Source organism: Thermococcus sp. 21S9 (genome assembly GCF_012027635.1).
Taxonomy (GTDB): Archaea; Methanobacteriota_B; Thermococci; order Thermococcales; family Thermococcaceae; genus Thermococcus.
This window is the reverse complement of record NZ_SNUS01000001.1, coordinates 435,276-451,718: the sequence shown is the minus strand read 5'-3', so window position 1 is coordinate 451,718 and position 16,443 is coordinate 435,276. Positions and strand designations below refer to the sequence as shown.

The window sequence follows — 16,443 nt, the reverse complement described above, 5'->3', positions numbered from 1 at the left end:
TTTTAAGCCCCTGCCGGTATTTACTCCGGGGTGGGCCGGTGGCTTAGCCTGGATAGAGCGTCGGCCTCCGGAGCCGAAGGTCGCGGGTTCAAATCCCGCCCGGCCCGCCATCAGCCCTTGCTTCGCAAGCGCTGGCGGAAGAGGATGTGCCTTTTTGAAATTCAACAATTGTGGGGAGTTTCTTTTGATTTGCTCTTTGGTGAGTGTTTCACTCTGAGAAGGCGTCCGAAGGACGCCAAAAATGAGTTGAAACTAGTTCAAGAGGCTCCTTTAATGCTAAACTCGTGTTGAATTTCCCAATTCGAGAGTGCACGACTGACTTCTTGCTCTTTGGGGGGGAAGGGCACTTGTTTGGTCAAGCTTTCTTAAAGCTTGTTCGCCTGCGCGAAGTTTGACCAAGGTTCGTGATTTTTCTCTAAGAACGCAATCCTAAGAAGTTTGCATCCTCAAAAGGTGGCATTCTAAAAGGAATTCTCTCCAAAAGGAGCCAGCAGAGAGGGTTTCTCTAAGAAGCGCTCCTCTGGAGCGCGAGAAAAAGTAAACCCATGTGAGAGAGCTATCAAAATCCGGAGAATTCACAACCTGCAAAAGCCGTTAAAAGCGCAAACACTCTCAACGGAGCTCCAGCTAAAAGAATCACAAACTTTGATGAAACTTTTGCTTGGCAAAGTTTCTTTGGTGAAGCCTTTCTCAAAAGCTTCCTTCGCAAGCGCTGACGGAAAAGAGGTGCCTTTTTTAAGAGTGCAAGTTTTGAAGGGGGTTTCTACTGGATTTGCTCCATCTTTGAGTGTTTCACTTGGAGAAGGCGCCCGAAGGGCGCCGATAAAAAATGTGAAACTGTGTGAAAATGTCTGTTTAATGTGTTAAACCCCTTCAAAGTTGTACTTGGTTAGTGCACGACTGACTTTTTGCCTAAGTGAGAAGGGTTGCTTTTGGCGAAGCTTTCTCAAAGGCCGTTGTGAGTCTTGCCCGGGGGAAAAGCTTATAAATCGGCCGGGCAACGCTCACCAGAGATTTAAAAACCACCTTTCTTGGAGGTGTTCGCAGTGGAGATGAAGTTCGAGATACCCGTATGCACCTCATGCGGAAAGGAGATAACCCCAAGGGAGCACGCCACTCATTTCGTCTGCCCGAACTGTGGGGAGGCGATAATCTGGCGTTGCGAATCCTGCAGGGTCCTCAGCGTTCCCTACAAGTGCCCCAAGTGCGGATGGGAGGGGCCGTGAATTAGGAGGTGAAGAAGATGAGCGACTACAATATGGTTGCGGTTGTTAAGGTCATGCCGACCGACCCTGAAGTAAACCTCGACGAGCTCGAGGCCAAGCTTAAGGAGGCTCTTCCTGGGAAGTTCGGCCTCGCCAAGGTCGAGCGCGAGCCCATAGCGTTCGGTCTCGTCGCCCTCAAGTTCTACGTCCTCGCTAAGGACGAGGAGGGCTATGACCTCGACCAGGTTCTCGAGGCCTTTAGGAACGTCGAGAACGTCGAGAGTGCCGAGGTCGAGACCGTTTCGAGGATTTGAGGGCTTTGCCCTCTCCATCTGCTTCTTAAACATTCTTGCCCTTCTATTGGTGTACCAAACATAACATCTCAAATCAGATTCTATGGATTCTGAACTCGTATGCAACGGAAGATTTAGAGAAGAACAGGGGGCTCAAAGCCCCAAACTCAAACTCAGCTTCGGCCTCTTCCACTCGTCGAGTATCGAGCGGAGCTCCTCGTTTTCCACCTTCGCGTAAAGCTCGTCGAAGCGCTTCTTTGCTTCCTCGTCCCCGGCGCGCCAGCGCGCCAGCTCTCCAATAGCTCTGAAGAAGTAAGCCGTATCGTCCTCGAAGAGCCCGGCAAAGGCTTCCATGTTCTTCGCTATCGTGTCGTATTCCCCCTCATTGAACAGCCCCTCGATGAAGTCGACCAGTGTGTCGAAGACGACGCCGAATATATCATCGCTCACGTTGATTGCCTTGAGCAGGGCCTCGCGGAGGGCCTTGAAGGCCTTATCGTAGTCTTCTCTACCCGCGTGAATCTCGGCCTCGACAAGCTTGGCGTTTATCTCAATCTCGTCGTCGCGCGGGTTCCTTAAGACTTCCTTAATCAGCGCCTCCGCTGTATCGTAGTCCCCGAGTTCGTAGTGGAAATGGGCCAAGTCGAGCAGGCTTATGAGCCTGTTCTTTTCGTCGTTTATGCGCTCGAATATCTCTCTCGCACGCTCCATGAGCTCTATGGCCTTCTCGGTCTCGCCGAGCTCGTCGTAGTTTACCGCGAGGTTCGCCAATGTCAGCGCTATTTCCTTGTCGTTCTTCAGGACGTTCTCCTCGTGCTCGAGGAGTTTCTGGTAAGTTTCTATCGCCTTCTTTGGCATTCCGAAGTGCTCGTAGGCATCGGCAAGGTAGTAGAGCGCCGTCGCGTACTCCTCCGGGTCGTCCTTCTTCCTCTCAACGACCCGCTTGTAGAGCTCTATCGCGCTCTCGACGTCGTCAAGGTGAGCGTAAACGTGCCCAATCTCGTGGAGCAGGTCGTAGGGGTCGTCGCACTGAACGGCAACTTCTCCAAGCCTCTTGAGCTCTTCCCTGAGCTCCTCCTCGGTCTCTATCGAGTCGATGTAATCGTCAAAGAGCTCGAGCAGTTTCTCGCAGTCCCTCTCGCTCAAAGCCCTTTCCCACTCTTCCTTGATGTTCATTTCACATCACCGCCCTCCGGTTGGCAGAACGGGTTAAAAACGTATGGTATCTCAATACGGGAATCTAGAACTTGGAGGAATTTCGCTAAAATTGTCAATAATCTTTTGAACAAGCGACGATTCGTCGTCGAATTTGTTTAGATAGATAACTGTTTCCGTCATCTTGTTCGTCGTTCTTCTCTGGATTTTTTATCCAGTTGCCGTTTGTCCACAAGTTTCGCAAGTCATCGGTCAATACGTCCACGTATCCAACGGGAACCGTTATAGGGACTTAACGGCTCTCACAGACTTGGACAATTTATCCAGGTGGTCGGTATGGAGACTGTAAAGCGAGACATCATTCAGGAGTACGCTGGCTGGAGCAGTCTGGACGTTCTTGAGAATGCGAACCGCTACCCCGGTCCGACAGGTTTCTTCGCCTACGTGATGGAGGAGGCATTGAAAGAGAGCATCTCGCTCGTCCCGAAGGAGGGTCGGGACGCGCACTTCTCTGGAGACATTTACATCCACAAACTCCCATACAGCCTCTACATCCCCTACTGCACAGGCCACAGCACCGCGAGACTCCTCGAAAAGGGCCTCAAGACGCCTACGATTGTTTCCCGGCCGGCTAGGCACTTCGACACCTACGTCGACCACATAGCGAACTACCTCATAACGATGCAGCACTACTTCAGCGGTGCCCAGGCTTTGAGCTCGGTCGAGTGGTACGCGGGGCCCTTCGTAAGGAAAGAGGACTTGGACAGGCGTAAAATCAGGCAACAGATTCAGAGGCTGGTTTACAACCTCAACTATCCGAGCAGGGTTGGAATGCAGACTCCCTTCACCAACTTCACCGTAACGCTCGACGCTCCCAAAAAGATGCTCGAGGGCGACCACGCGGTTTACGCTGGAGAGAAAGTCGAACCGCTCGGCGAGTACGAGAGGGAAGCCAAAGAGTTCTTCATAGCTCTGACGGAGGTTCTCCGCGAGGGGGACGCGCTCGGCCAGCCCTTCACCTTTCCGATTCCGACGCTGATGGTCACTGCCAAAATGCTCTGGGACGACCCCGAGGTATTTGAGGCGGTCTTTGGAACGGCGTCGAAGCGCGGGAGCTTCTACTGGCTGAACACAAACGTCGTTGACCCGGACGCGAGCTACGCAATGTGCTGCAGGATTGCCATCGACAAGACAGAGATGGCCTTTGCCTTCGGAGTCTCAGGAAAGAGCGCCGAGGAGGAAGCGCTGGAGAGGCTTGAAAGGGGGCGCTTCGGCGGGCTATGGGCGATGCCCGACGTCACCGGCTCGGTTAACGTGACAACGGTAAACCTCCCGAGGCTCGCCCTTAAGGCCGGAGGAGACGACGACAGGTTCTGGGAGGAATACGAGAGGGTTCTCGAGGTCGTGAGGAGAACAACGGACTGGTTCAGGGAGCGCTACGTGAGGCTTATCACGGCCTACCGGCACATGTACAGCATGATTCACCTCTACCTCGAGGAGTTTCCGAGCAGTCACTTCAACACCGTCGGAATCCTCGGTCTTCCGGAAGCGGCCGCGATTTACCTCAACGAGCCGAAGCTCTGGGAGGAGGGAACGAGGAAGGACTGGCTGAGAGCGGCCGAGCTGATGAAGGAGATGGTGGAATTTGCAACTGCAAAGGCGAGGGAGTGGATGAAGGAAACCGGAACACCCTGGAACGTGGAGGAAGTTCCAGGTGAGAGCGCCGCGGCGAAGCTCGCCATAAAGGACCTCCGCGAGTTCCCGGAGCTTAAAGAGTATCTCAGCGACCCTGAGAACCCGATTTACTCGACGAGCATAGCGCCATACTACGGCTCTCTGGAGCTGGCCGACAGAATACGGATTGAGGAGAAGGTTCAGAGAAGCTTCACCGGCGGGGTGATGATGCACATCTTCCTCGGCGAAGAGCCGGACCCCGAAGCCCTGGCAAAGCTCACGAAGAGGCTCATGAGAACGGAACTCGTCTACTGGAGCTACACTCCCGCAATAACCGTCTGCAACGCCTGCGGGTACTCAACTACCGGCCTGCACACCCACTGTCCGCGTTGCGGAAGCGAGAACGTCGAGGTGTGGAGCAGAATAATCGGCTATTACAGGCCCCTCAAGAACTGGAACCCCTTCAGGAAGAAGGAGTTCTGGACGAGGAGGCACTACTCCTCCTGATTCCTTCTTGGAGGTGTTTTCATGCTCACGAGCGGGTGGAAGAGCGTCAGCATGGTCGACGTTCACGGGAAGGTTACCTTCACGCTCTGGCTCTGCGGATGTAACCTGAGGTGCCCCTTCTGCCACAACTGGCGCATAGCGGAGGGCCTCGACTGCTTCTCCCTCGACAGAAAAGCCCTCCTCGACGAGCTTGAGGCGAGCGCGTTTCTCATTGACTACTTCCACGTCACCGGGGGCGAACCGCTGATGCAGTGGAGAGCGCTAAGCTCCCTCTTCGCGGAGGTTAAGCTTCTTGGTGTTCCGATAAGCCTCAACACGAACCTAACCCTCGTCGGACCCCTTGAGAAGCTCCTGAAGGCTGACCTGGTGGACCATATAGCGACCGACCTCAAGGCTCCTCCTGCACTGTACGGTCTCCCCGAAAAGCCCGTGGAAAAGCTTTGGAGGCTCTTTCTGATGGGCCTTGAAGTTGTTTCGGACCACGGAATCCCCCTCGAACTCAGAATTCCCGTGGCAAAGGGCTTTGACGCGTGGCCGTACATAGAGGAGGGTCTGAAGAGAGTTGAAACGGACTTCTACGTCGTCCTGAACCCGCTCGTAGGAAGGCCCTTAACGAACCCCCGGGACGAGAGCTGGTGCTCGGAACACTGCTGGCCAGAGGGTGAGGTTGAAGCACTCAGGGAAAGGCTTGAGGGGCTCGGAATTGAGGTTTACGTCAATCACTTCGCGGAGGGTTTGCCCGAACAGGCCATCAGCAGTTCCGTGTAGCGCTTTAGAACCCGCGCTTTCAGCTTTTCGTAATCTTTTTCTCCCCGATACACGATTTTTATATCAACCCTTACGGTGCCCGCGGTGAGGTTGAAGTAGTCCGGGTACCTTGCGACTATTACCGCCTTCCTTAGCCTGTCGTCTGAGACCGTTAGATTTGCCCTAATCCAGTCGTTTATTGGAATTCTCAGCGTTTGGGGGCCGTATTCGGTGTCGTTTACGGTGACGTTCTCGTAAGGAGGAACTCCGGGTTTTCTGACGAGCGTGACCTCAATAGGGCTCCCACAGGTAACCTTCCTCTCGTAGAGTGGACTTCCGTTGAGAACCGGCAGTAGGTAGTCCATAAAGACAACGGGCCCCGAAATCTCCTGGGTTCCGTTGTTCCCTCCACCCTGCCAGCACGTTTTCCACTCAACCCTCTTTCCGGTACCGTTGAACAGACTCCACGCCCTTAGCTCATTTGACTCCTCGACCACGAGGTAGTGGTCTCCTTCATTGAGAACCAACGTCGTGGAGTTGTCGGCCGTGACGACCGCCACGTAATCGAGGCCTCCGTTTAGGTCTGTGAGGTATCCTCCCAGGTCACAGGTTTGAACTCCCCCGTTCATCACACCTGCCATCAGCAGAACGAGTACCAGAATCGGGGCGAGCCTCCTCATATTTACTCCCTTTAGTGGGGGATTTATAAATGTTGCCGAACATAACCGAAAACTTTATAAATAGGCCAAAGGAATGATAACGCGGAAGCACTTAAGGTTACTAAAAAACCTCATCCCGTAAAAAAAAGAAAAAGGGAGGGGGTGAGGGGAGATGGCCCAGCTCGCTGGACAGCCGGTCGTTATTCTGCCTGAGGGGACCCAGAGGTACGTTGGAAGGGACGCCCAGAGGCTTAACATCCTCGCCGCTAGAATCGTTGCTGAGACCATAAGGACCACCCTCGGTCCGAAGGGCATGGACAAGATGCTCGTTGACAGCCTCGGTGACATCGTCATCACCAACGATGGTGCCACCATACTCGACGAGATGGACATCCAGCACCCCGCTGCCAAGATGATGGTTGAGGTTGCGAAGACCCAGGACAAGGAGGCTGGTGATGGAACCACCACCGCCGTTGTCATCGCTGGCGAGCTCCTTAAGAAGGCTGAGGAGCTCCTTGATCAGAACATTCACCCGAGCATAATCATCAAGGGTTACGCTCTCGCCGCCGAGAAGGCCCAGGAGATTCTTGAGGGCATCGCCAAGGAGGTCAGCCCGGACGACGTTGAGACCCTCAAGAAGGCCGCTGTGACCTCAATCACCGGAAAGGCCGCCGAGGAGGAGCGCGAGTACCTCGCCGAGATTGCCGTTGAGGCCGTCAGGCAGGTCGCCGAGAAAGTCGGCGACAAGTACAAGGTCGACCTCGACAACATCAAGTTCGAGAAGAAGGAGGGAGCGAGCGTTAGGGAGACCCAGCTCATCAAGGGTGTCGTCATCGACAAGGAGGTCGTCCACCCCGGCATGCCGAAGAGAGTTGAGAACGCCAAGATTGCCCTCATCAACGACGCCCTCGAGGTCAAGGAAACCGAGACCGACGCCGAGATAAGGATTACCAGCCCGGAGCAGCTCCAGGCCTTCCTCGAGCAGGAGGAGCGCATGCTCAAGGAGATGGTCGACAAGATTAAGGAGGTCGGCGCTAACGTCGTCTTCGTCCAGAAGGGTATCGACGACCTCGCCCAGCACTACCTCGCCAAGTACGGCATAATGGCCGTCAGGCGCGTCAAGAAGAGCGATATGGAGAAGCTCGCCAAGGCCACCGGTGCCAAGATAGTCACCAACGTCCGCGACCTCACCCCGGAGGACCTCGGTGAGGCTGAGCTTGTCGAGCAGAGGAAGGTCGCCGGCGAGAACATGATATTCGTTGAAGGCTGCAAGAACCCGAAGGCCGTCACCATACTCATTCGCGGTGGAACCGAGCACGTCGTTGACGAGGTCGAGAGAGCTTTGGAGGACGCAGTCAAGGTCGTCAAGGACATCGTCGAGGACGGCAAGATACTCCCGGCCGGCGGTGCCCCGGAGATTGAGCTCGCCATCAAGCTCGACGAGTACGCCAAGGAGGTCGGCGGTAAGGAGCAGCTCGCCATCGAGGCCTTCGCCGAGGCCCTCAAGGTCATCCCGAGGACCCTCGCCGAGAACGCCGGACTCGACCCGGTCGAGACCCTCGTCAAGGTCATCGCCGCCCACAAGGAGAAGGGTCCGACCATCGGTGTCGACGTCTTCGAGGGCGAGCCGGCCGACATGCTCGAGAAGGGCGTCATCGCCCCGCTCAGGGTCACTAGGCAGGCCATCAAGAGCGCCAGCGAAGCCGCCATAATGATACTCAGAATCGACGACGTCATCGCTGCCAGCAAGCTCGAGAAGGACAAGGGTGGCGAGGGCGGAGGCAACGACTTCGGTAGCGACCTCGACTGAAGGCTTTGATTCTTCTTCCCTTTAACTTCCAAAACCCTTTTTAGTTCCGCGGGAACTCTTCTTGTATGTTGGTGTTCTCATCAATTGAGTTTGTTTAGATTTTGCTTACTAATATATGAGAAAAAGTTTTTAATCCAATCGCACTTACTACAGTTCCGGTATCAGGCTCCATTGGTGGTCTCGATGAGGAGGAAAAAAATTATTTTTGAGATTTTCGTTTTTCCTGTAGTGCTCTTCTCGATGCTGTTTGGCTTTGTCTGGGTGAAACTCGGCGTCATAACCCGCGAATGGATTTTTAGTACACTCCTTCTTTTTGTCCTTATGGTAGCTTCAATGGTCTTTTTCCTCGCCCGCATTTTAGAGAAGCATGGATACAGGAAAAGTGACATCAAGAGAATTGACGAGATTCTTGAGGAGCACTGGAAGGAACCGTGGGATTCAGGGTACCTGAAGTACGACGTTCAGGAATGCATAGCCCATCACCTCATTCTCTGGGGAATTTTCAGCACGTTTCTCCTGGGATTTCACGATGTTTTTCTTGCCATCATGGCGTTTGTTGGCCTGGCTTTTCTTATGGTGGTGATATATCCAGTCTTCACCACGATGGTAGTTTGGATTGTAGCCCTCCCGTTGTACTTTCTCAAGAGTATGAGAGCAGAGCACGCCTTTGAGTTCATCGGTAAAACGTCCCTTGCCTCGACCCTTGCGATTCCTGTTATCTGGGCCGTTTCCTCTTACGTTTCAACCAAAAACTACCCAGAAGATGTTCTGAGAATGTTCAATGCCGTGGTTGTGAACTCTGAAAAGTTATCGGTTCTCTCAGTTTTGAATACTATGTTCGGCTTTTTTGGGTTGTACCTCTCGCGCAGGGTTGGAAGAAGAATCCTCACATTTGTTCTGCTTTCACTTGCAGTGGCCATGCTCTTCGTTATCTGGAGCATCTTCAACCTTTAAATTCTGCCGGAGGTGTCTAAGATGAAGCCCGAACGGAAGCTGGTGCTGGAAGCTGTACTGGTCCCGATGGCTATCTGGGTGGCCCTGTGGGGACTGTTTTACTTTCGTCCGCGTGTCCCTTCTCAGAAGATGACTATTACAATCTCCGGACTGATAACGGCGGTCGTTTCCTTCTTCATCGCGCTTGCGATAGCCCTCTTTATACTCAAAAGGCGTCTTGAGAAGGAACACGATTCCAAATTTGGATTTTGGGAGCTTCCCCGGGTTATTGACGAGACGGACATTAGGGTTATACGGGATTCGACAAATGATGTCGCTTTCGTAATTCTACTGTGGGGTCTCCTCGGCACGGCCGTTATGGATATGGGATTTGAGAAGGGCGTTGTTTACGTCATCAATCTCGCTGTTATGTGTGTTATGCTTTGCCTTCCCCTGTTTCTGGCAGTTGGAGTGCTGTTTATAGACTTCCCAATCTTTCTCTACGCGCGTTTCGTTGGAAAAGACTCCTCCCCGGGTTCCCGAGAAGTTCTCATTGGTTCCCTCGTCTCGCTTTCATTTCTGGTCGCGGTGGGTTTGGTTGCGAACTACTCTGATGTTCGCGTTGATATGATACGCCCGATTCTGAACTTCTACAGCAAAGACCCCATCGGGTATCGGTACGTCCTGTTGCTTTCAGGTTCAGAGGCGCTTTACTGCCTTCTGGGAATGCTAATCTATCCAAAGAAGAGAAAACTCGGAATTCTTCTCGTACTGCCCATCGTTCTCCTCATCGCCTATACCCTGCTGAAGACGTTTATATGGATGCATTCCCATTAAGAGCAAGGCGTCCTTATAGCTTTCCAACCTCTTCTTCCAGCCTCTTCAGCTTCCCCTTGAACCTTCTCAGCTGGTCGTTCGCTATGGCAACGATTCTTTCAATGTAGTCCTCGCTCACCCACAACTCGCCGTCCGCGCCGAGTGGGACGTCCATTCTTTCGGTGGAGCGAATCTCGACGAGGAGCTTCCTGTGGCTCACGCTCTTGATGTTGCTATACTTAAAGCCCAGCCCTATCGCGAGGTTGAGCAGCCTAACGGCATCATCAAGCGTTCTCGCTCCGACGTGAAGGATAGGACTCCGAACAAGAAACCAGAGCTGACCGATCGAGTGCCTTCCAACCGCCTCAAGAACTTCCTCGACGGTAACCTCCCTGTGCCACTTGCCGAGCCAGACGGAATTGACCTTGTCGCCGAAGTGGGGCATCTCCATGACCGAAATCCTGCCCGAGCACGAGCTCGTTGTGAAGTAGTTCTCAAGCGCGTTGATTTTCTCGAGCAGGGTTATTATGTCCTCGTCAACCTTGTCCTCTGCCAAGGCCTTGCTCAGACCTTCCATCGCCTTCGCCTTCTGCTCTTCGAAGTTCTTGGTGTAGAGGAACATCTCTCACACCTCCAGTTTTTCGGCATCAACCACCGTCTCCCTCTCACCCACAAACTCCACCAGTCTCTTGTAGGTCGGGTGCGAACTCAGCGTCGAGGAGTCGCCTATCAGAATCAGCTTCCTCTTCGCCCTCGTCAGCGAGACGTTTAAACGCCTCAAATCCTTCAAAAAGCCCAGCTCACCCTTCCTGTTCGAGCGGACGAAAGAGAGGATGATTACCTCCTTCTCCCTTCCCTGATAGCCGTCCACGGTCTTGACCTCCACTTCCTCAGGCAAAAGCGAGCTTATCAAATCGCGCTGGTCATCGTAGGGCGTTATGACACCAATCCATTCAGGCTTAACCCCGAGGCTTAAGAGACCCTCAACGGTTTCCTTCACGAGTCTCGCCTCGAGCGGGTTCTCACGGCTCTCGCTTCCATACCTCTGCCTCTCGAAGCGGTCTTCTCTTCTGGCAGTATCTATGAAGATGAGCACGTTCTCCGGTTTAAGCACTTCGGCCCATGAATCTCCATCTTCCGGCGATTTTACCCCCAAATCTGCCAGCGTTATGTGTCTTACGCTCTCGTCGGCTTTAATTCTACCGTCGTAGAATTCCCTGCTCGGGAACTCCATGAGCCTTTCGTTCATCCTGTACTGAACTGTAAGCATCTCGCTCTTCCCTGGGTAGCGCTCGATTAGGCCCTCAAAGAGGGTCTTGCTCAGCTCTTTCGCCTTCTCGCTCAGTATCGTGGGGGGCAACTGCTTGTGGTCACCTGTCAAAACGAAGCGCCCCGCGCGGTTTATCGGAATGAGTACGCTCGGTATCGTCGCCTGCGTGGCCTCGTCTATTACCGCCACGTCATAGGAGCCGTAATCAACCACCTCCAGCCCGGCCGAGGAGTTCGTCGTCAGAACGACGTCGGCTTCCCGTATTATCTCCCTCGCTATTCTCTCCTCCAACTTCCTCGCGTCGTCGAAGGTCTTCTGCACCTGCTGGTTAATTTTCAGCCACTGGGCCATCTCACGGATTACTCTTGCCGAAACGCCTCTTGCCCCTATACCCTTTTCAGCCAGGCGAAGAATCTGCCTGTCGGTCAGCCCGCGCCTGTACTTCGGAGCGGGTTTGGTAAAGGTGTCGCGCTTCTCCTTCAGGTTCTCTCCGATTACGCGAAGCTCCCTCAGCTCGCCGTAAAGCTCGTGCTGGGTCATGAGGTAGGCTAAAGTCGTCTCGTGCAGGCCTCTTGAGACCCTACTCGGGTGTCCGACGCGGACGACCTTCAGACCGGAATCTACAAGCCTCTCAACGAGGTTGTCAACGGCCACGTTGCTTTCTGCCGTTGCCAGAACCCTGTTGCCCCTCGCCACCTCCTGCCGTATCAGCTCGACGAGTGTCCTCGTCTTTCCAGTTCCAAAAGGTCCGTGAATCAGGAAGAAGTCCGGGCTTCCAAGGGCCTTCGCTATTGCCCTCCTCTGGCTCGCGTTCAAACTCTTGTCAAAGGGAGTGAACTTAACCTCTTCGCCCTCCTCAGGCTCCCGCAGGCCGAGGTAGAACTCTAAAGCCTTCCTCCCGCTTTCCCGGAGGTTTTCAAGGTTCTCGAGCCAGCGCTTGAAGGTTATGTCGTTGGCGTAGAGGTCTATCCTAACGCTCTTCAGCGCCCACTCCGGGACTGTTTCCAGAGCCACCGTTATGAACCGCTTCCCCTTCTCGATGACTGTCCCGACTAAATCGCTCTTCAGGGGGTCCCTCTTGCTAATCACAACCAAATCGCCGACGCTTATCTCCGTCTTGATTTCCCTCTCGCGCCCGTATTTGACGAGAAAGTAGCCGAGCTCCTCGCCGATTACCTTTCCATTGAGGCCAAGAACGGCCCTCCCAACTTTCTCCCTCTCGCGACCGCTGAGCCGTCTCATCTCTGCTCTCATCGCCTCTATCTCGGCCTTCCGCTCCATCTCGATGAGAACCTTAAGCCTGGCGATGAACTTCGAAAGCTTCTCGTTTTCGCTCATTTTTCTTCCCGAAGGGCGAAGAGAAGAGCCGTTTAAAAGGTTGAGGGTGGTCAGCCCATGCGAGTTTCCTCACCGCTCGGACGAAACTTCCCTCATCATCCCGGAAGGGGTAGAGAGAAGGGGTTAAAAAGCTAAGCCCCGTCCGTCTCTATCACCGAGACGATGTCCCTGTGGAAGGACTTAACTGCCCTGACGTGCTTTTCTTCGACCCTGCCACAGCAGGCGACGCGCTTGTAAAATTCCTCGAGCTCGTCGAGGAGCCACTCGAGCTGTCTCTTTGATTTCTCGTTCAGGCCGTTGCCCAGAAGCTTCCCCCTCAGAAACGGCATGACCTCCGAAGGCCGTCCCCAGGCGGCCCAGAAGAGACCTTCCTTCAGGATTTCCTCCAGTATCTCCTCAAAACCAAACGCCAACTCAGCGGAGGGTTTGGCCCTCCCCCCTTACCTTCTCTGAAGCCCTCCTCTGGATTTCGTAACCCTTCTTCATGGCAATCACCATAAACCGGACTGCGATGTCCTATATTGGCTTTTCGGGCATGTTTTTGGACATTGGACGGATTTTCCCGAAAAAACGCGTCCCTCTTTGTTGGAACGTCATATTCTCATTGGGTAATATGACAGATGTACAACTCCAATCCTCCTCGAAATCCTTAAAAACCCTTGACAGGTTCACGTTAAAAAGGACGTGGAGGTCCGAGAAGAATGGGGAAGTTTGAACACAAACTTGTTAATGCCCTTAAGGGCTACACCTTCGACGACGTTCTTCTCATACCCCAGCCAACCGAGGTCGAGCCGAAGGACGTTGACGTCTCGACGAGAATCACGCCGAGGATAAGGCTTAATATTCCAATTCTCAGCGCCGCAATGGACACTGTGACGGAGTGGGAGATGGCCGTCGCGATGGCCCGGGAAGGTGGGCTGGGGGTAATCCACAGGAACATGAGCATAAGCGAACAGGTCGAGCAGGTCAGGAAGGTCAAGAGAGCTGAGCGCTTCATCGTTGAGGACGTCATCTCGATTTCACCCGACGAGACGATTGACTACGCCCTCTTCCTGATGGAGAAGAACGACATCGACGGCCTGCCCGTCGTCGAGGACGGAAGGGTCGTGGGAGTAATCAGCAAGAAGGACATAGCCGTCAAGCCTGGAAAGCTCGTGAAGGATGTTATGACCGATGAGCCGATAACAGTTCCTGAGGATATAACGGCCGAGGAAGCCCTTAACCTTATGTTCGAGCACAGGATTGACAGGCTTCCTGTTGTGAACCCTGAAGGAAAGCTCGTTGGTATAATCACGATGAGCGACTTGGCGAAGAGGAAGAAATGGAAAAACGCCGTCAGGGACGAGAACGGCGATTTGGTGGTTGCCGCGGCCGTTGGTCCATTTGACCTTGAAAGGGCCAAGGCCCTCGACAGGGCTGGGGCTGACGTCATCGTCATCGATACAGCTCACGCTCACAACCTCAAGGCCATCAGGGCCATGAAGGAGATTAGGAAAGCGGTTGATGCAGACCTCATCGTCGGAAACATCGCCAACCCGAAGGCCGTCGATGATTTGACCTTCGCCGACGCTGTCAAGGTTGGAATCGGGCCCGGAAGTATATGCACCACCCGCGTCGTCGCTGGCGTCGGCGTCCCGCAGGTTACAGCGATAGCGCTCGTCGCCGACAAAGCGAGCGAGTACGGGCTTCACGTGATAGCTGACGGCGGAATCCGCTACTCCGGCGACATCGTCAAGGCCATAGCGGCCGGGGCAGACGCGGTCATGCTCGGCTCTCTCCTTGCCGGGACGAAGGAGGCGCCGGGCAAGGAGGTCGTCATTAACGGACGGCGCTACAAGCAGTACCGCGGAATGGGCTCGCTCGGGGCGATGATGAAGGGTGGGGCTGAAAGGTATTACCAGAAGGGCCACATGAAGACGAGGAAGTTCGTTCCGGAGGGTGTTGAGGGCGTCGTTCCCTACAAGGGAAGCGTTAGCGACGTTCTCTACCAGCTCGTGGGTGGCCTGCGCTCGGGAATGGGCTACGTTGGCGCCAAAAACATTGAGGAGCTGAAGGAGAAGGGCGAGTTCGTCATCATAACGCAGGCCGGCGTCAGGGAGAGCCACCCGCACGACATACTCATAACAAACGAGGCCCCGAACTATCCGCTCGGGAAGTGATTTTTGGATTCTGGATTCAGCAACGCGCTGGTGTCCTTTGTTTTTCTACAATTGTTTGATGTTCTGGAATCTATTTCCCTGTTGAGAAATTTTATATATGAATCTGCGTTTATATTAATCTGGATGCAACCATAGTGGATGGGATGGAAAATGAGGCTGTTCAGAGGAATGGCCTTAGTGCTGGTCGTTCTTATCCTCCTTGGAACCTCGCCTCAGGTGTTCTCGGTGAGTGAGAATTCGACCCAAAACAAGTGCGGGATTAAAGTTGAAGTTAACCCCAACCTTGAGCTCTTCGCCGTCCTTTACATTCTCGCCTTCAACGGAAGCGACTACTTCATAACGGCGCCAAAAGGCTACATCAGCGATGTTTTGACGTACTTCGCGCCTTACCGGGACGATCCGGCCGTTAAGTACATCCGCGAAGTCTTCAACAGCTCCTTACCACTCTATGTCAGGGATAATGGAATCATAGGATTCAGTAGCAGGCTGGCCCTGCTGGGTTACCTGCCGAACGAGACCAACCTTGGTGAACTGGAACTGCTGGCTAATTTTGCCCGGAAAAGCGATTTCATGGCCTTTTACAGCGCCCACAGGAGCGAGTATGAGAAAATAACCCGCCCCCTGGTGGGATACCTGGAATGTGTCCCAGAGGAATACGAAAGGCTCTTTGGCCACACCTACGAATCCTTTAGGGTTGAGGCCTCGTACTCGCTTCACATACATCTTCACGTCGTCTTTGAGAACGGGACGGTGTACTACGTTGGATTGCTGTACTACAGGAACAACGTCTCGATGCTTTCGTATGTCATGACGACACTCCACGAGTTCACCCATCCGTTTGTTCGAGAATTTCTCGACCGGAACTTCAGGACCTTTGAGAACATGAGCTACTACCTCCAGGAAGTGAGGAACGAACTCCCGACCACCACGACCTACGACACAGGTCATTACGGTTCCTTCTACACGTACCTCAACGAGCTCTTCACCGAGAGCATTGCGGAGTACGTTGCCCTGAGGTGTGGGGTGCCAAGGGATTACGTTCTTTTTAGAGCTAAGGCAATGTCGGCCATGTTCCTGCCCTTCTGGAACCTGTTTGATGAGTACCGGAAGGCAGAGGAACTCAATGAGACCCTCTACCGGTACGCACCAACTCTGGCCCGGCACATGGGTAAGTGGGCAACTCCCGGGAACGTGAGCGTATTTTACAGGAAGGTTGCTCCCGTTGTGGAGCCCAACGTACTGAACAGGGCAAGTTACCTGGGAAAGCTTGTCATTGTTTACGGGACGCAGAATCCCGACGAGAGCGGGAACGAGTACGACAGGGAGACGGCTTACCTGCTCGCCGACCGCCTTAGGGAGACCTACATGAGGCTCTACGGTGGAGCCCCTTCAATCGTGGTCAAGGCGGACGGGAATTTGACCGATGAGGATTTGAGGGGCAACCTTATACTCATCGGCGGTCCCGTTGCCAACGCCATAACCGCCCGGCTCAACGAAAACCTACCCGTGCGCTTCGCCCTCAACGGCTCCTGGGTGCTGGAGAGGAACCCGAACGCGGTGGAGAACTTCACGGTCTTTCGGGTAACCGAGAACAACATAAGCGTAATCCCGCCCAACTCGCCGGTTCCTTCTGGGGTCTTTGGAGTTGTTGAGACGATTCGGAACCCCTGGAACTCGAAGGAATACGTACTCATTATTGCGGGCCTCGACCGCTATGGAACCAGAGAGATGAGCAAGTGGATACAATGGCAAAGCTATGTGATTAGAGGGGAAACTTATTGGGAAGTTGGGTTCTACTCGATGGGCTGAGTCCTGGCCGTTCCTCCCGAGAATCAGAAAACCGTTTAAGTCCTCCCTCTCTTCTTTTCCCTGGTGGT

At 53.9% G+C, this 16,443-nt stretch carries 14 protein-coding genes and 1 tRNA gene; 10 read left to right on the top strand and 5 right to left on the bottom strand.

Features of this window, described 5'->3' with window-relative positions; genetic code table 11:
* The first annotated feature begins 32 nt into the window (after nucleotides 1-32).
* From E3E28_RS02615 to E3E28_RS02605, 3 genes are all read left to right on the top strand, one after another.
* A tRNA-Arg gene (locus E3E28_RS02615) sits at nucleotides 33-110 on the top strand.
* 942 nt (nucleotides 111-1,052) lie between these two features.
* Nucleotides 1,053-1,226 (top strand): zinc finger domain-containing protein, encoded by a 174-nt coding sequence (locus E3E28_RS02610; protein ID WP_050003902.1) that lies wholly within the window; start codon nucleotides 1,053-1,055, stop codon nucleotides 1,224-1,226.
* Between the two features lie 17 nt (nucleotides 1,227-1,243).
* Nucleotides 1,244-1,519: an elongation factor 1-beta gene (locus tag E3E28_RS02605; protein ID WP_167913916.1), complete on the top strand. Its 276-nt coding sequence runs from the start codon at nucleotides 1,244-1,246 to the stop codon at nucleotides 1,517-1,519.
* Between the two features lie 132 nt (nucleotides 1,520-1,651).
* Here the strand turns inward: E3E28_RS02605 and E3E28_RS02600 are convergent, their stop codons facing one another.
* Nucleotides 1,652-2,674, bottom strand: coding sequence for a lipopolysaccharide assembly protein LapB (locus E3E28_RS02600; RefSeq protein WP_167913915.1), 1,023 nt, complete (start codon nucleotides 2,672-2,674; stop codon nucleotides 1,652-1,654).
* A gap of 315 nt (nucleotides 2,675-2,989) precedes the next feature.
* Here E3E28_RS02600 and E3E28_RS02595 point away from each other — a divergent pair, with 315 nt between their 5' ends.
* Complete coding sequence (locus E3E28_RS02595; RefSeq protein ID WP_167913914.1) at nucleotides 2,990-4,834, top strand: anaerobic ribonucleoside triphosphate reductase; 1,845 nt, start codon at nucleotides 2,990-2,992, stop codon at nucleotides 4,832-4,834.
* Nucleotides 4,835-4,855: 21 nt separating this feature from the next.
* Nucleotides 4,856-5,602, top strand: coding sequence for an anaerobic ribonucleoside-triphosphate reductase activating protein (locus E3E28_RS02590; RefSeq protein ID WP_167913913.1), 747 nt, complete (start codon nucleotides 4,856-4,858; stop codon nucleotides 5,600-5,602).
* On the opposite strand, the gene E3E28_RS02585 is transcribed toward E3E28_RS02590, so the two are convergent.
* Nucleotides 5,554-6,261, bottom strand: a complete 708-nt coding sequence (locus tag E3E28_RS02585; protein ID WP_167913912.1) for a hypothetical protein — start codon at nucleotides 6,259-6,261, stop codon at nucleotides 5,554-5,556. The two genes, E3E28_RS02590 and E3E28_RS02585, sit on opposite strands and share 49 nt — an antisense overlap.
* Before the next feature lie 151 nt (nucleotides 6,262-6,412).
* Between E3E28_RS02585 and thsB the strand changes: the two genes are divergently transcribed.
* The 3 genes from thsB (at nucleotide 6,413) to E3E28_RS02570 (ending at nucleotide 9,820) form a co-directional block, all read left to right on the top strand.
* On the top strand, nucleotides 6,413-8,050 hold the full coding sequence (gene thsB / locus E3E28_RS02580) for a thermosome subunit beta (protein WP_167913911.1): 1,638 nt from the start codon (nucleotides 6,413-6,415) through the stop codon (nucleotides 8,048-8,050).
* Nucleotides 8,051-8,233: 183 nt separating this feature from the next.
* Nucleotides 8,234-9,004 (top strand): hypothetical protein, encoded by a 771-nt coding sequence (locus E3E28_RS02575; protein ID WP_167913910.1) that lies wholly within the window; start codon nucleotides 8,234-8,236, stop codon nucleotides 9,002-9,004.
* A gap of 21 nt (nucleotides 9,005-9,025) precedes the next feature.
* Nucleotides 9,026-9,820: a hypothetical protein gene (locus E3E28_RS02570; protein WP_167913909.1), complete on the top strand. Its 795-nt coding sequence runs from the start codon at nucleotides 9,026-9,028 to the stop codon at nucleotides 9,818-9,820.
* Between the two features lie 13 nt (nucleotides 9,821-9,833).
* Here the strand turns inward: E3E28_RS02570 and E3E28_RS02565 are convergent, their stop codons facing one another.
* From E3E28_RS02565 to E3E28_RS02555, 3 genes are all read right to left on the bottom strand, one after another.
* Nucleotides 9,834-10,421 carry a hypothetical protein gene (locus E3E28_RS02565; RefSeq protein ID WP_167913908.1) on the bottom strand — a complete coding sequence of 196 codons (588 nt, stop codon included), beginning with the start codon at nucleotides 10,419-10,421 and terminating at the stop codon, nucleotides 9,834-9,836.
* 3 nt (nucleotides 10,422-10,424) lie between these two features.
* Entirely contained in the window at nucleotides 10,425-12,407 is a 1,983-nt protein-coding gene (locus E3E28_RS02560; protein ID WP_167913907.1) for an IGHMBP2 family helicase, read from the bottom strand.
* Nucleotides 12,408-12,538: 131 nt separating this feature from the next.
* Nucleotides 12,539-12,820 (bottom strand): hypothetical protein, encoded by a 282-nt coding sequence (locus E3E28_RS02555; RefSeq protein ID WP_167913906.1) that lies wholly within the window; start codon nucleotides 12,818-12,820, stop codon nucleotides 12,539-12,541.
* 288 nt (nucleotides 12,821-13,108) lie between these two features.
* Here E3E28_RS02555 and guaB point away from each other — a divergent pair, with 288 nt between their 5' ends.
* Both guaB and E3E28_RS02545 read left to right on the top strand, forming a co-directional pair.
* Complete coding sequence (gene guaB / locus E3E28_RS02550; RefSeq protein WP_167913905.1) at nucleotides 13,109-14,566, top strand: IMP dehydrogenase; 1,458 nt, start codon at nucleotides 13,109-13,111, stop codon at nucleotides 14,564-14,566.
* Nucleotides 14,567-14,704: 138 nt separating this feature from the next.
* Nucleotides 14,705-16,375 carry a DUF4932 domain-containing protein gene (locus E3E28_RS02545; RefSeq protein WP_167913904.1) on the top strand — a complete coding sequence of 557 codons (1,671 nt, stop codon included), beginning with the start codon at nucleotides 14,705-14,707 and terminating at the stop codon, nucleotides 16,373-16,375.
* Nucleotides 16,376-16,443: the final 68 nt, after the last annotated feature.